Raw genomic sequence first — 15,304 nt, 5'->3', positions numbered from 1 at the left:
CGTTTTTAGGAGTGAATCTCATGGAAAACGTATTTGATTATGAAGATATCCAACTAATTCCCGCTAAATGTGTCGTAAACAGTCGATCAGAGTGTGATACTTCTGTTACACTTGGCAAGCATACATTTAAACTACCAGTTGTACCTGCAAACATGCAGACAATTATTGATGATACGATTGCGGTTACGTTAGCTGAAAAAGGCTACTTCTACGTGATGCATCGTTTTGAACCAGAAAAGCGGATTGCTTTTATTCAAGATATGAACGCACGTGAGCTGATCACATCGATTAGCGTTGGCGTAAAAGACGAGGAATACGCGTTTATCGAACAGCTTAAAGAACAGGGACTTACACCGGACTATATTACGATTGATATTGCGCACGGTCATTCGAATGCGGTTATCGAAATGATTGGTCACATTAAAAACCACTTACCTGATAGCTTTGTCATTGCCGGAAATGTTGGGACACCGGAAGCAGTCCGTGAACTCGAGCATGCTGGAGCGGACGCAACAAAGGTTGGAATTGGTCCCGGAAAAGTGTGTATTACAAAAATTAAAACCGGTTTTGGAACTGGTGGCTGGCAGCTAGCGGCACTTCGCTGGTGTGCAAAAGCTGCAACAAAGCCGATTATTGCTGACGGCGGCATTCGCACGCACGGCGATATTGCAAAATCCGTACGCTTTGGAGCTTCGATGGTCATGATTGGCTCCCTTTTTGCAGGACATGAAGAATCTCCTGGAGAAACCGTTGAACGCGACGGCAAGCGATTCAAAGAATATTTTGGATCAGCTTCTGAATTTCAAAAAGGCGAGAAGAAAAATGTGGAAGGTAAGAAAATGTTTGTGGAACATAAAGGGAACCTTCAAGACACCCTTACAGAAATGGAACAGGATCTTCAGTCGGCTATCTCATATTCTGGTGGAGACAAGCTTGAATCCATTCGTACAGTCGATTACGTTGTCGTCAAGAACTCTATTTTTAATGGAGATAAAGTTTATTAAGAAGCGCAGCTGCGATCATGCAGCTGCTTTTTTATGTTCTTTTCGCATAGGCTTAATGAACTACTTCTCTTCTTTTCTTATGTGTAAAAAGATTCAACTTACATTGAAATCAAAGGGGATTTGAATGCGATAAACGAAAGTTTATTAAGATCGAGTATTCAATAAATAAATCCGGAGGTGAGTGAAGAACTTCTTCTAAATCATTTAGACAAAAGGCTATTGGATCATACTAAACAACGAGGAGCTGATGAATTGAAACAAACTTTTAAAACCGGCCTAGTCCTCTTGCTGCTATTTGTTCTGATCTTTCCTCCTTTATCATCAAACCAGGATGTCAGTGCCGACAAAACAAATAGTAATCTTTCCACCGAGCTTAATGAGATCCTCTCAGATGAACGCCTTGATGGCGCCATTGCCGGAATAAGCGTACGATCAGCAAACTCCGGAGAACTGATTTATGAGAATTACAGCGAGACCCGCCTTACGCCTGCCTCTAACATGAAATTATTTACGGCTGGCGCTGCCCTTGAAACACTTGGACCGGATTACCGTTTTACGACCGAACTTTTAACGGATGGAGAAGTGAAAAACAAATTTTTGAAAGGGGATCTTTACCTTAAAGGAAAAGGCGATCCAACTCTCCTTAAAGAAGATTTCGATGAACTCGCACACTCATTAAAAGAAAAAGGTGTACATAAAATTAAAGGCGATTTGATCGGAGATAACAGCTGGTATGAAGATGAAGCTCTGTCTCAAGACCTTTCCTGGTCGGATGAAGATAACTACTATGGCGCCAAGATTTCAGCACTAACAGCTTCACCAAATGAAGATTATGATGCCGGTACTGTCATCGTAGAAGCATACCCGGGCAAACACCCTGGCGATCCAGTTGATGTTCGTCTATCACCTTCATCTGATGTGATCGAAGTACAGAACCGTGCGAAAACAGTCAGTGCAGACGAGGATGCGGAACTAAGCATCACACGTGAACATGGTTCAAGTACGATTTTAGTCGAAGGGGAAATATCTGTGGATGCAACGCGTAAGCGCGAATGGATTGCGGTTTGGAATCCAGCGGAATATGCGCTTAGTTTAATGAAGCAAGCCCTAAAAGAAGCTGGCATTCAATTTAAAGGTGACATGCTGCTGCGCACTACACCTAAAGAGGCAACTCTACTCGTTGAAAAGAAATCCATGCCACTATCGGAGCTTCTAATCCCTTTCATGAAGCTAAGTAATAACGGTCACGCAGAAATATTAGTAAAAGAAATGGGAAAAGTGAAGAAAAAGGAAGGCAGCTGGGATGCAGGGTTGGAAGTCATGAACGATTTCCTGAAAGAGGTTGGACTGGATACGGATGAGATGCGACTAAGAGACGGATCGGGCATTTCCCACGTTTCGTTAATAAAACCCAATCAGCTTTCCGACTACCTGTATCGCATTCAAACGAAAAGCTGGTTTGAAGCCTTTCACTATTCGCTCCCCGTTGCGGGCGATGTCGACCGCTTTGAAGGAGGTACCCTTCGTTATCGTATGAGAGATACCGCTGCAGAACAAATTGTTCATGCGAAAACCGGTTCCTTAACTGGGGTCTCTTCTCTTTCAGGCTATGTGGAACAAGGCAACGGCCTTGTGTTTTCCATTATGCTGAATCAATTTGTTGAAGAGGATGATATGAAGGATATTGAGGATGAAATTGCAGTTGTTTTGGCTATGTATTCAAATGAAAAATAGAATGAGCAAAGGGAGACTACATCAGTCTCCCTTTTTTGTATACCAGTGACTTGCCGCTTCATTATTTTTTGTATATTTAATGTCGCTTTTGATTAGCCGGTAATGCGATTTGATCAAAGTTTTCGACTAACCTTTTTAAAGCCTCTTCTAACTCTTCGCCTTCCATCTCTTCTCCATGTCCCGTCACAGCTAGTGTAGGCTGCAAACTAACTAGCTTTGATACTGACTTTTTCGCTTCCGCCCAATCCATCGTAAAATACTTTGGAGGACCGCTAATTTCCTTTTGTTGTAGCACCACACGATAAAGAGATTCCTGCTTAACGGTTACAAAGGCATCCCCTGCAATTAAAACACCATCTCTTTCTCGATAAAGAGAAACATGTCCTGGCGTATGTCCTGGCGTATGGATCCAGTTCCAGCCCTCCATATAGGGCACTTCACCATTATGGGGAAGGGGATAAAGGTTAGATGAAATGTCAATTCCATGATGTGGATATAGAGGCGAGAGCTCGCTAACAAGTCCACCATCAGCTTTCGCATCCCCTTTTGGATAATCCAGTTCCCCGTTTAAATAAGGAATTTCATCTTCATGAGCATAAACCGGTACGTCCCACTCTTTTAGTAATGGCTCGAGTGAACCTACATGATCAAAGTGTCCATGCGTTAATACAATGGCTTTCGGTTTTCCAGAATGTCCGAACCTTTTCTCAGCAGCATCCATGATCGCCTGCTTCGAATGAGGCATTCCACAATCAATCAACACCCACTCTCTCGCATTTGAATCACCATAGAGACAAATATTCACAACCTGATTCGTCCAATAATAAAGATCATTACAGACTTCACGCCCTTTTCTATTATTCATGCTAGTAAAGGGAAGATGAACGTTAGAAAAATCACTATCTAATGGCTTCACGTTATTTCCTCCTATCTGTACCTTACTGATGAGCCTTATCTGTTCAGTGTTTGAAGGTTTAGATCAAACCATTCTCAATCTGCAAGGGTAATTCATTCCATTCGTACATGGTGATACTGTTAGTGTATAAACTCGCCGGTAAAGCAAAAGATAAGCTTTGTGTTTCTTCAGTAAGGGAACCAATTTTTGGCATGGAAATATCCCTCGAGGAATTTATTCGGAGGGTATTCTGCTCTCTTGTGACTTTTCGAAAAAAAAAAGGAGGAACAAACATGCAACAACAAAGACCGAATCAACAAAATCAGGCAATGCCAAATGCACAACCCCCTATCCAAAACGCAGGTAATACAAATCATGGAGGGCACGAATTATTCGATGCTCATGAAGTCATTGCCGGCATCATAAACTTATTGGATCACTATCAAATGTATGAACAACACGTCCAGGATCCTGAATTAAAGACCATCTTAAACCATCAATCTCAGTTCGTTACAACGATGTATAATATGATTGTACAGAGCTTTCAAACAGGACAAGATCCAAAGGTGCCGACTGGACAATATACGATGCAACAATCAAATGAGGTTGTGTATGGTATTAACCCTGGACCACCAAAAAAACCAAATCAGTCGGTCAATGAGCTTTCCGATAAAGGGTTAACCGCTTATATGTTAGGTCACACAAAATCTCTCGCTTCTTTATTCACCATGACCGCTCTTGAAATGACGAATCCGATCTTACGACGCGTTGTGAGTGACAGTGTGCCAAACCTGATTGAATTAAGTTATGAAATTTTCCTTTATCAAAATAAGCATTCTTATTATCAAGTCCCTCAACTTGCTCAACAGGACATGCAACTCATGCTTCAAAGCTACGCTACTGTTCCGAGCCAGGGAACCATACATTAACTTAAAAAAGTTGAACGCCGCTGCGTTCAACTTTTTAGATTTAGCCAATATAACGAAATTTTAGCCAATAACTCGGATTTTATTGATAAATGAAGCGTTCCCCCATATATTTTTGGTTGCTAAGGACCGTTTCCATCACTTGTAGAGCTTCATAAGGATGTTCTTCGGGGTTAAGATGTTGAATTTCATTATGATAACCGTTACTAAAATTCAAAATATCTTCTACTGTTTCTTCTGTGCCTTCTTCATCCACCTCATAAATTCCATTGCCTAATCCGACTACCATTTCACCGTTCCACGATACTAAATTTCGAGGCATTTCCTTTATGTGCGCATTAATGAATCCTTCATTTTCTGCAAAGTTCCTATAAACTAATATCAAGCGGTTTTTGTAATCAGGATGACTCATATCAAGATCATTTAAATGATTGACAGATTCATTCATATTAAAAATAAGGTTATTCACCACAAACCCTAATTCTTCCTTTTCTTTCTTCTCTTCGTCATAGTAGTGATAAATTAGGAATATATTCAAAGCGAACGATAGCAGAAGGAAAGGTATAATCACTTTTTTTAATTTTTTCTTCATCTTACTCCCCCAACATGAGCTCATTGTTTCTATTGCTTAAACCGACGCTGAAGCTGCAGCTGCCTGGTCAGACTTCACACAATCAATCGCCACAACGAGCGCAATAATAATCGTTTCCATCTCATCATCTAGGATTTGAACTTTGTAACTATCGCCCCAGGTGAACCATTCCTTGCCCACTTTCGCTATGATTTCACCATCCTGCAACACTTGGAAATCCATATCCCACCAATTACCATTCACTTCAATTCCTTCCATATCAATGGTATAACGAGCTTTTAAGAAAGAAAATTCCTTCTTGATGGTTAAAATCTCCTGACCATTTACCTCCACAAAAAATTTGGGTAACAAGGTGAAGGCTTTTTTCTCAATAAGGGCTACTTCCTCTCTTGAAGTGTTCATTATGGAGAAAGTCTTTGGCACTTGCATAAAACTTCCTTCCACATAATAGCGATCATTCTCTTGCTGATCCTTTACTGTATATTTCCCACTAAGACTGAAGACCTTCTGCTTCATATAAAGTTGCTTCATCCATTTGCCTCCCAATTGCCTTTTAAAATACTTACGAGTTAGGTGGATATTTCGTTCCTTCAATGCATGAAATAGTCAATTAAAACTTTTATCTCCTTTTTTCGCATGACAAATAGGATAACAATCAGGATTAAAACAATTAGACCTAGTGAGATGAATGCTATACTCATTCCGCCCATACTCACATGATCACTGCCTGTCGAAAAAACCTCCTAATTTAATGAGTAACTTTTATTCCAGTTTTTAATAAGTAAAAAAAGATTCAACACGACTAAAAAACCTAAATGTAAGACAGGCGCGATTTGCAGTTGTACTAGCGCGGGAGAATCATTTGCTAAATCAGTTCTAAACACTAGCAGATTAAATGAAAATGCCAGAATGAGAAACCCAATTGAAATTCCTTTAACACTATTCTTTTTTATAGAAGCTAAAAAAAGTGCGAAGAATAATGTTGCAATAAAAAACAACAGCTGTGAAAAAAGCGCTTCAGTCGTTGTAAAGGATACAGGAATATCTGATATGATTAACATTTTATAGGAAAATGAAATTAGACCAAACAATAACCCTAAAGACATAAAAATCACTGACATAGTTGCATTTGCAATTGATTTAATAAGAACATCCACCCTTTTCTAATTGAAGGAGCTATTAATCTTCTAACCACTCATTTCAAAGTATTGATTTAACCACCATATAAAAAGACTAATACTCAGGATTCCCCACGCTACTGTACTCACGATCCACCAAATAATAGACCGACTTGCTCGGGCACTTTCTTTACTTTTCCCATTTACTTTTATAAGGGCAAGCCTATTTTCCATCGTTTTCTTCATAGACATAAGGACAATCAATCCGATTGTACAGAAACCAATAATAATCCAAAGTGAAGCGTACACCGGGATGCCTCCTCTAAATTCAACTTGTATTCGTTACAATTTCAAAAACCTTACTACCAATTATTTCAAAACACGTGTTATAACTCAAGAAAAAGAAGCCCACCGCAGGCTTCTTTTCCTAGTTATATAATTTTGCTAGGTCTGGCTCCCCAAAGAAACCCCTCTACCCAGCTTATTTCTTCAATTTAATCTGCACCGGCTTGCTTTCGTGCGCACGAATGGTTTTTCTACCCTTCTTTTGCAAAGCCGTTCGTTTAATTGAGCTCGTTACATCATGTATCATATCCCCCACATCATGCGCGGACTCGATCAATGGATCAACGGCTTCCATTTTTCCTTTCACATCATCGGAAATTTGGTTGGCGGTATGAATCAGTTCCTCTGCTTCTTCTGTAATGCCGTTAACTGAACTTCGGACACCAGACAGCGTCTCTTTCGTTTCAGCCAGTGTTGCCATAACTTTTCGTAAAGTTAAAATCAAATAGACAACAAGAATCACAAACGCGGCGGCTACAACAACTGCACTCCATCCAAAAATTGAGATCACTTCCCTTCTTTTCTCTAAGTCTATGAAGGTGAGTGGTCGGACATTCTTTTAGGTACAAGTTTTAAAGCTCCTTGTTAAACGAATAGGCGACACTAAACTGCTTCAAAAAAGCTTAGCCGAAAGTTCCTTGCTAATCTTTCTCAGTAAACTCCATAATATGAATACCCTCGGATGCTTTTGGCGCTTCAAAAAAGTTAGTCACATGAATAAATACCGCTTCCGTATCAAAAGCTGCTCTTTCTGGTTGTTCCTTACGCCTTTGTTCGATCTGACGTAAGCACTGCTCGTTAGATCGATTAAGATAAATTAATTGATGGTTTGCATTAATCTCAGATGCCAAATCCAAAAACCACTTCCGCTGTTTTTGAGTGTTCGCCGGAAAATCCATCACTACATCTGTGCCGACACTTAATATGTTTTGAACATGTTTTTTCAACAACGGCTTGAGTTGCGCTGAGAATGTCAAATAGTCCTCAAATGACGCAATCTGATTGGGATAAAGAGAAGAAAGCCATTCATCTTCAGACAAAAGTACCGCCTGATGGTCGATTGCGAATTGTTTTGATTTAGTTGATTTTCCTGCACCCATTTTTCCACAGAAAAAGTAGAGCGTTCCCAATTCCCTCATGTTTTTAGCCCCAATACTTATGTTTTATCTTCTAAAATAATAAAATAGTAAAAAGCGATTCATTACTCATTCTGAGTTAACTTACATTGATCTATTCATGATTGCGTCTGTAGCCACCTCATCCCCTCTAAAGTTAGGACTGAGAACATGTGAATTAGTATGTTTTTTCATCTGAACACCATGTCATCGATATACAGATATCTCATATAGTCTTATTATAAATCGATTTATATAAATCGATTTAAATATTCGCCAAATATTTTGTTCATAACTTTGGGTGTGTTTTCTAAATAAACATTCATTTGTTCAATGTTTGAGCCCAATTTATCAGAGTTTCTTTCATCTGTTGGAAAATCAGATATTCCTTTAATGATAATACATTCAACATCATTCTTCTGACAGATATAAGCAATTGCACCCGCTTCTGTATCGGCTATTGTGATTTCGTTTTCTTTCAGTTCTAAATAGTCCTTCCACATAACGACTGCTTTATCAGCGGTGCCAATCGTTCCGGTATAGAAATCATCGCCATATTTTGATAGATCCATATTAACTATGAAGGATTGTTTAATCAGAGGCTCGACTTCTTTTACTGTGCAATCATATTGAACGGCTTCATTGGGTACAAAAATATCCAAATTACTGAACCTATCATCTATTCCTGCACATGTTCCAGCAACGATTACTTTAGTTAAATTATATTTAGAAATCATATACTGATTACCACCAACACCATTTACTTTCCTTACACCAGTACTATAAAAAACAAGGTCGGTATCATTAATTGATCTTATAAAATACTCGCCATAAGGATAACCGAAACGTTCATTATCTTTCACGCCAAAATATTCCAATGCCGCTTCATATTCCCACTTCGTTGCTATACTTATTCCGATCATCAACTTATCATCCTATAAATAAAATTTGTCACTATTGAATGTCTCTACAAGGTCTGAATTTCATTTTCATCACTATCCTTCATACTCTATTCATCAACAATTCGTTATTAATAAGTAAATCCCCTTTTTTACCAACTTGCCCTTAAACGACATGGAGCGCTTACATTTTATTAAGCAAACGACTCCGAGATTATTGAATAACCTTTTCTAAATTACTATTTTCTTCACTAAAGAAAAAGCTGCTATTTATTCCTTTCAATACTAATCACGTCTTTTTTGGGAGTAAGATGATCCTTGTCTCCAATAGAAAAGTCAGACGTGTGACGATCTAACTCAACATATTGAACTACTTTACCACCGTTCACAAAAACCATAAGATAAATATCGTCTCTCATTTCGAGATTGCTCGGATCTTTGAAATAAAAACCTAATTGTTTTTCTATACTGCCTTGTGTACTGTAAGGCGTGAAAAGAAACGCTTCTTCCCATTCGAAATTGGTAAGCGATTTAACCCTTATCTCATTCTGGTTTTTATCTGCCACAATCGTATGAATAGCATTCTCCAAGTCTTTATCACGTTGAATATTATCCTGATTACACCCTACTAATAACAGCAACAGTAAACAGAGAATAGAAATTGTATTCTTCAAATAAGCCCCCCTCACATATTGAAGTCTATGTGATATTTAAAAATAGACTTTTCCACGAATTAAAAAGCACAACTTCTCTGCAAAACAAAATAGAGAAAGTGAGCTTTTCAGTTAATTCATTATTTTATTTGAACTAATATAAAACTGACTTTTTAGCTCAGCTATCTATTGAATTCATTAACTGGAAGAAGTATTCAGGTTTATGAGTCTTATTTAGGTTATACCATGAATGTAATACATCTGGTGTAAATACATCTATTTTTTTCAGCACTTCCATCGCAAATTCCAGAGGAGCTATCCCTGATGCAGTAACTAAATTCGCATCAGATACCGCAGATCTCAACTCATAATACTTTTCTCCCTTATAGTTAGGACATAACATTTTAGTATATTCTAAGTTATTACTTGTATGCTTTCTAGTATTTAAATATCCCATATTCGCTAGGCCCTCAGTTGCACCACAAATTGCAGCAACAATCGTGCCAAGCTTTAAAGCTTGGCCAATCCTTTCCAAGATAGGTTGATGAATTTCTTCACTCCAAGTAGTCCCTCCTGGTAAAATTAAAAGATCTTTACTCTCAAGCGTACATTCATCAAGAGAAATATCTGGTTTTATGCTCAGTCCTCCCATAGTAGTAATCATTTCGTTATTAGCTCCAACTGTAATGACTTTTAAAGGTGCTAAACCTTTTTTGAAATATCTTCCTGAGTTTAGTTCAGCAATTAAATATCCATATTCCCAGTCCGACATTGTATTAAAAACATATAGAAAAACTTTTTTTGTTTGCATCCAATAACACTCCCATCACATTTGATATAGCCAGTATAATAAAACTTCCCTGACAGTTAATGTCAGGGAAGTTATTTTACTTGATGAAATTCTATTAATTCCGACAGCACATCAACAAGTCGTTTCTTTAGACTGATTGGCTCAATCACTTTAATAGATTGATTGTACGGTAAAAGTAAATAAGGTACATATGTATGAATCACATCTTTTTCAAGAAGAAAAACTGCTTGATTTGAAGTCCGTTCTTGTAAATAATGTCCTAAAAACCAATGTTGGCAAATATCAGCCAATACACTTTTATCCCCTTGAATAACCAAAGAAATAATCCCTTCCTTATCTTCTATAGTTGGAAGAAGACTTTTTATAAAAAAGTCACGTGCTGAAAAATTTTCTGGTCGGTTAAACTTATTTTCGGTTAGCAATAGACTTTCAATTCGATCTACTCTAAAACTACGGATATCATTCCTAAGATGACAAAATCCAATCACATACCATTTATTATTCCAATAGATAATTCTGTACGGATCGACTAATCTATCATTTGATTGCTTTTCGCTACTTTTATGGTAAAGAATTTTTACTGAGTACCCTTCAGCTACGGCCTGCTCCAACTCTTTCAAAAGTGGGTCCACAGAGAGTGAACCTAATCGACTTATTATTTCTAGACTAGTTAAATGTTGGTTTATCTTTGCTTCCTGCTCTTGGTTTGAGTATTTACTTAGTTTTGAAATGGCCCTACTTAGTGCTTCACCTCCATAATACCCGGCTTCTTCTGCAAAAACAGCAGCGTGATATAGTGACGTTTGCTCCTCAAAATCAAAAAAAAGAGGAGCCTCAATAAAATTGTTCAATAAAGAATATCCACCGTTATGTCCAGGTTCTGAAATGATTGGTACACCACTTGTTGAAATTGTATCAATATAACGATACACAGTCCTAATATTCATCTCTAACTTTTCTGAAATTTGTTTTGCGGTCATTTTTTCACCTGAACGAAGCATCCATAGAATTGCTAACATATTGTCAATTTTCGGCATGTAATTCCACCTCTATATGAGATTGATGTCCTATTATGTATTTCCGATTTTTGGTGTTTCTTTTCGGTATCTTTCTATATAATGTCGCGCTTGCAGGAGCATCTCATTATGAAATTAACCATTCTATATACGCTTCATTACTGCCAATTATTTCAAATCAGAGAGAGTGACACAATAATTAATTTCATAAAAAGAAGCCTATCTAATTAAAGATAAGCTCCGAAATTGCAAAAGATATCGAAATGAAACTTTCCATAAGAAAAACATAGGAAGAATTTAATCTTCTTATGGTTTCCATCCTATAATTTATCTGTATGTTTTTGCTTCTTTTTTAAATACTCCGCACGTATTTTTTTTAGATGATCCTGCTTATCAAATTTGGCAGTCGTCTGTTTTTCATGGAACTTTGTCACAGCTACCTTACCTTTGTGATCCAATTGATATCTTCCCACTTTGTTCACCACTTTTCGTCTCTTACAAGAGAATCTCTTCAACAATATAATATACCTTATTTTACTGCATTAATCTTTATTTTGAACACTTATTTCATAAAAAAGTGTTCTTCCACTTCTTAAAGAAATGCTCCGATTTAATGTAAGAAATACTTTCTACATCTATTTTAATCACGCTGCCTTTTACCTATGTTATAACCAGTAATAATCCCTACTATTGTAAGAAATAAAATATCCTCTTCAAAGTCATTGAAAAATACCCCATATAATGCCCAAACTATTATAAAAGTAAATATTGAAATAAATAATCCTTTCATCTTGATTCCACCTTTTATACCTTCAATTCAATATCTAAAACTCTATTCAAATTGTTTCAAAAGAGCGTAAATCACTCAATCATTTATTTTACAAAAAAAGCCTATCCTATTACAGATAAGCTCCGAATTAATAAAAGATCATTTTACCCCACTAATAAATTCTTCAATAATATAGTTATACAAAACTGGTTTATCAATATTAGCAGTGTGTCCGGCATTTGGAATAATTCCAACATTTAGATTTGGATTTTCACTTTTCACATATGAACCAGCATTAACCTCGTGCTGTTCTTGATCACCATTTAATAATAGAGTAGGTACTTTTAATGAGGATAATTCTATATTTGTTACGGTTGGATATTTAAAGGTCATCGAGTGGAGGACACTTCTTAATGTCTTGTTCCATTTACTACCGTGAACAGTTTCGAAGTATGAAGCTGTCTCTTTATCATTCTTATCAATATTTAAAAAATGATTATATTGATTTTCCATTATTTCTTCAAGTTCTTTAGGAATGAAAGGAGAATAGCCAGTCAGCACAATCCCTTTAACTAAGTTAGGTTTTTCCATTGCAGTATGTATGGCTAACGAAGCACCTAATGACAATCCTATCAAATAGCCTTCACCATTTGCTTCTAAATACTGAATTAGCCATTCTAAAGTATCAGTAAAATACTCTTCTTGACTAGAATATTCATTTCCGCCGTGACCTGGCAGATCCACTGCATCAACTACATATTGCTTATCAAAATGAGAAATTTGTTCTTTAAAATGCAACTTGCCAGTTCCCATAAAACCGTGAAGCATATATATCTTTTCCAATTTAAATCCCCCAATTTAATTCTCTGATTTTGAATGTTAACTTCCTATCCAACAATACCAATTATTTCAATTTAGTGCGAATAACTCAATCTTTTACTTAAAATTAAAAAGAAGCCTATCTTATTACAGATAAGCTCCCTATTTTTTAAAACTGAGTTATTCATCTTTTACATGGATCACTTCAAACCGTTCACAAACAAGGGGCATATCCTTCGAAAATTCACGTCCAATTGCATTTAGTTCTTTTCTAAAGAATTTTTCATGTTCATCAAACCAATATCGATAGGTTCTGTCTCCTTCGCCTTCCGCAATAGCAAACTCTTCACTAACCTCATTCATTGGAGTTATAGAAACCTCTATTGTTTTAGTGATTGCTACAGGCTCATGATCACTGTTTAAAATAATATTGTAATCTTCCGTTGTTGGAAGGGCTTCATTCTCTAGTTCATAAAATATATGCCCTGAGCATGTTGCAGTTTTAATACCATCTATCACTAATTGCGCAAGAGTGTCAGGCTCGACTCCGAGTTGCCACGCAGTAACTGATTTAGGCTTATTTTGGCTCTTCCAATATTCATTCCAATATATTTCGGCTGCTTGATTCATAATATATATATCCCCTTATTTTATTCAATTAAATGGCCCAGTTACTAATTTAAACAAAAAGGCCATAATCCTTTTTAGATTAACGCTCCGAGTTAATGGAACAAGAAAAGCTAAAAACTTCATTCGTCCTCTTCTACTTCTCCAGAGTAGGAAATAACAAATTCTTTTAAGCTTGAAGCTATTTCTTCAATTCGTCTTGTTTCGTGATACCAAATATATATCCTGTTATCACAAACTCTTCCAGCATTCCTAAAACATAACTTGTCCCCTGTTCCATCTTCACCAATTGATATAAGCTCTTCCGACATTCCTTCATCCTTAATATCAATATTTTCTCTTACTATATCGTCCCACGTTCTCTTTAAATTTTTAGAGTCTTTAATAGGGAAAAGAGTCCATTCACCAACCTGAGCATTATTAGATAGTTTAAATAGTTCTTTGTATTGTTCCGGTAAATCCACATTTAATTTTTCTTCCGTTGATTTAATATCTAATTCGGTAATTCCAGGTTTTTTTGAATCAATTAAGTGGATTACGTCTTTCATTCAAATGCCCTTCCTTTCTAACTTTATCAAACAGTAAGACCTGGTATTCTTAAGTTATTTCCAAACAGCAACGCTATCTCTAAATCTGCATAGAGCGCTTACTTTTTATTAAGTAAACGCTCCGATTTAATTGAAGAAGGTAGTGCCGCTATATTATGGTTTTACTTTCACAACAATCATTTCTCTAACGTTATTTTCAACCTCTTAAGCATCGTGTCATAGCGGAGTCCCGTAACATCTTCGAAGCTTTTTTTAAAATCACCAGAGTTGCTAGTAGCATCGATAATATCTTCAATGACATTTTCACCATTCTTATCTATCAGAAATTTGATAGTGAAATAACTTTGATCATAGACATCTGTGCCATCTTGTTTTCTGGCGGTTTTCCATTGTTCGTAACTCCTAAGTTGGTCATAAGTTACGAATTCAAAATCACTCGCTTCGACAATGGTTCGATCATTTGCTATGTAATCAGCAACGCCTTCTTGAAACCATAAAGGATATTGGTTCATTGGAGTTTTGGTCCCTTCAACTTTACGGTCAAAAGTATAATGGGTAAATTCGTGCAAGATACTTTTTTGAAAAAAGTAGAGTGGCGTTTCTTTTCCGTTCAGTATCCCTTTCTTGTCATCTATTTTGATCCCTATGTATAAGCCGAAAGGGTCATAATACCCAGACACACTATCCAAAGTAGAAATTTTTTGAAAATCCTTTTCATTATTAAAAAAGATTATATCTACATCTCTATCTTTTATATCACCTAAAATTTCTTTGTTTTTGGTCTTAGCCCAGTCAATTGTATCCTTAATCAGTGGAACTAAGTCATTATCCTGTTTATCAATGTAGACAGAAACATTTTGATAGCTTTGCATATCTTTTGACGTTTTTGTTTTTCTCTCTAATTCACCATCATAGTTCAGATTTAGTATCGTTTTCACTGCTTGAAAATACGTTACTGGCTCTCCCGCAGTTTCTTCAACTTCACTGTGAATGTAGTTAACTCCTCCTATTAAGAGTAATAATAGAAGAAAAAATATACTTGAAAAGATGATGACAACCATTTTTATTGCTTTTTTCATATTTCCCCCTTTCATCCTATCTTGGTTCAATCTAAGACTAATTCACAACAACTTTACTTAGAATTTTTTTCTTTTTCGTAACTAAATTATATAAGCTGTTGTGCTTATAATTGTAAGTCAACATAGAAATTAATAATGCGACCAGAATAGTAGATAAAACAATCTTAATTACACAGTATTTAGAATAAGCCCCAAAAAGCAAACCAAAAATTAAAGGATAATCAAACAACTTAGAAGATATGATTTCTCTAATTAAATTGATAATGAGAACCTCCAAACCCTAATTACATAATCCTGCAACCTTCTTAATTCCAATTATTTCAAAATAACACGAACAACTCAATCTTTTAATTT

19 protein-coding genes are annotated in these 15,304 nt (G+C 36.4%); 3 read left to right on the top strand and 16 right to left on the bottom strand.

Annotated features, from left to right (window positions below):
* Positions 1-20: 20 nt before the first annotated feature.
* The gene (guaC, locus tag PQ578_RS08970; RefSeq protein WP_224882848.1) at positions 21-1,004 is read left to right on the top strand and encodes a GMP reductase; all 984 of its coding nucleotides are present in this window, start codon (positions 21-23) and stop codon (positions 1,002-1,004) included.
* Positions 1,005-1,256: 252 nt separating this feature from the next.
* Positions 1,257-2,738 carry a D-alanyl-D-alanine carboxypeptidase/D-alanyl-D-alanine endopeptidase gene (dacB, locus tag PQ578_RS08965; RefSeq protein ID WP_273833651.1) on the top strand — a complete coding sequence of 494 codons (1,482 nt, stop codon included), beginning with the start codon at positions 1,257-1,259 and terminating at the stop codon, positions 2,736-2,738.
* A gap of 76 nt (positions 2,739-2,814) precedes the next feature.
* Here dacB and PQ578_RS08960 read toward each other — a convergent pair whose 3' ends face one another.
* Positions 2,815-3,603, bottom strand: a complete 789-nt coding sequence (locus tag PQ578_RS08960; protein WP_273834955.1) for an MBL fold metallo-hydrolase — start codon at positions 3,601-3,603, stop codon at positions 2,815-2,817.
* 323 nt (positions 3,604-3,926) lie between these two features.
* Between PQ578_RS08960 and PQ578_RS08955 the strand changes: the two genes are divergently transcribed.
* Complete coding sequence (locus PQ578_RS08955) at positions 3,927-4,562, top strand: spore coat protein (RefSeq protein WP_420541540.1); 636 nt, start codon at positions 3,927-3,929, stop codon at positions 4,560-4,562.
* Positions 4,563-4,641: 79 nt separating this feature from the next.
* Here the strand turns inward: PQ578_RS08955 and PQ578_RS08950 are convergent, their stop codons facing one another.
* The 15 genes from PQ578_RS08950 to PQ578_RS08880 form a co-directional block, all read right to left on the bottom strand.
* On the bottom strand, positions 4,642-5,151 hold the full coding sequence (locus tag PQ578_RS08950) for a hypothetical protein (protein WP_273833649.1): 510 nt from the start codon (positions 5,149-5,151) through the stop codon (positions 4,642-4,644).
* A 36-nt stretch (positions 5,152-5,187) separates the two neighbouring features.
* Complete coding sequence (locus PQ578_RS08945) at positions 5,188-5,682, bottom strand: LURP-one-related/scramblase family protein (RefSeq protein WP_273833647.1); 495 nt, start codon at positions 5,680-5,682, stop codon at positions 5,188-5,190.
* A 656-nt stretch (positions 5,683-6,338) separates the two neighbouring features.
* Positions 6,339-6,578 (bottom strand): hypothetical protein, encoded by a 240-nt coding sequence (locus PQ578_RS08940; protein WP_166000346.1) that lies wholly within the window; start codon positions 6,576-6,578, stop codon positions 6,339-6,341.
* 172 nt (positions 6,579-6,750) lie between these two features.
* Positions 6,751-7,125, bottom strand: coding sequence for a DUF948 domain-containing protein (locus PQ578_RS08935; protein WP_273833642.1), 375 nt, complete (start codon positions 7,123-7,125; stop codon positions 6,751-6,753).
* Positions 7,126-7,255: 130 nt separating this feature from the next.
* Entirely contained in the window at positions 7,256-7,753 is a 498-nt protein-coding gene (locus tag PQ578_RS08930; protein WP_273833640.1) for a P-loop nucleotide/nucleoside kinase family protein, read from the bottom strand.
* A gap of 227 nt (positions 7,754-7,980) precedes the next feature.
* The gene (locus PQ578_RS08925; protein WP_273833637.1) at positions 7,981-8,652 is read right to left on the bottom strand and encodes a 5'-methylthioadenosine/S-adenosylhomocysteine nucleosidase family protein; all 672 of its coding nucleotides are present in this window, start codon (positions 8,650-8,652) and stop codon (positions 7,981-7,983) included.
* Between the two features lie 242 nt (positions 8,653-8,894).
* Entirely contained in the window at positions 8,895-9,302 is a 408-nt protein-coding gene (locus tag PQ578_RS08920; protein ID WP_273833634.1) for a hypothetical protein, read from the bottom strand.
* 157 nt (positions 9,303-9,459) lie between these two features.
* Positions 9,460-10,092 carry a type 1 glutamine amidotransferase family protein gene (locus PQ578_RS08915; RefSeq protein ID WP_273833632.1) on the bottom strand — a complete coding sequence of 211 codons (633 nt, stop codon included), beginning with the start codon at positions 10,090-10,092 and terminating at the stop codon, positions 9,460-9,462.
* Positions 10,093-10,163: 71 nt separating this feature from the next.
* Positions 10,164-11,129, bottom strand: coding sequence for a helix-turn-helix transcriptional regulator (locus tag PQ578_RS08910; RefSeq protein ID WP_273833630.1), 966 nt, complete (start codon positions 11,127-11,129; stop codon positions 10,164-10,166).
* 299 nt (positions 11,130-11,428) lie between these two features.
* Entirely contained in the window at positions 11,429-11,581 is a 153-nt protein-coding gene (locus tag PQ578_RS08905) for a hypothetical protein (RefSeq protein WP_273833628.1), read from the bottom strand.
* Between the two features lie 167 nt (positions 11,582-11,748).
* Entirely contained in the window at positions 11,749-11,898 is a 150-nt protein-coding gene (locus PQ578_RS08900) for a hypothetical protein (RefSeq protein ID WP_194218895.1), read from the bottom strand.
* Between the two features lie 138 nt (positions 11,899-12,036).
* Positions 12,037-12,720, bottom strand: coding sequence for an alpha/beta fold hydrolase (locus tag PQ578_RS08895; RefSeq protein ID WP_273833624.1), 684 nt, complete (start codon positions 12,718-12,720; stop codon positions 12,037-12,039).
* A 156-nt stretch (positions 12,721-12,876) separates the two neighbouring features.
* Complete coding sequence (locus tag PQ578_RS08890) at positions 12,877-13,326, bottom strand: ASCH domain-containing protein (protein WP_273833623.1); 450 nt, start codon at positions 13,324-13,326, stop codon at positions 12,877-12,879.
* 119 nt (positions 13,327-13,445) lie between these two features.
* Positions 13,446-13,871: an SMI1/KNR4 family protein gene (locus PQ578_RS08885; RefSeq protein ID WP_273833621.1), complete on the bottom strand. Its 426-nt coding sequence runs from the start codon at positions 13,869-13,871 to the stop codon at positions 13,446-13,448.
* Positions 13,872-14,047: 176 nt separating this feature from the next.
* On the bottom strand, positions 14,048-14,950 hold the full coding sequence (locus PQ578_RS08880; protein ID WP_273833620.1) for a collagenase: 903 nt from the start codon (positions 14,948-14,950) through the stop codon (positions 14,048-14,050).
* Positions 14,951-15,304: the final 354 nt, after the last annotated feature.

It is taken from the genome of Guptibacillus sedimenti (genome assembly GCF_028610665.1).
GTDB classification, from domain to species: Bacteria; Bacillota; Bacilli; order Bacillales; family Guptibacillaceae; genus Guptibacillus; species Guptibacillus sedimenti.
This window is presented reverse-complemented; position numbering and strand designations above follow the sequence as displayed.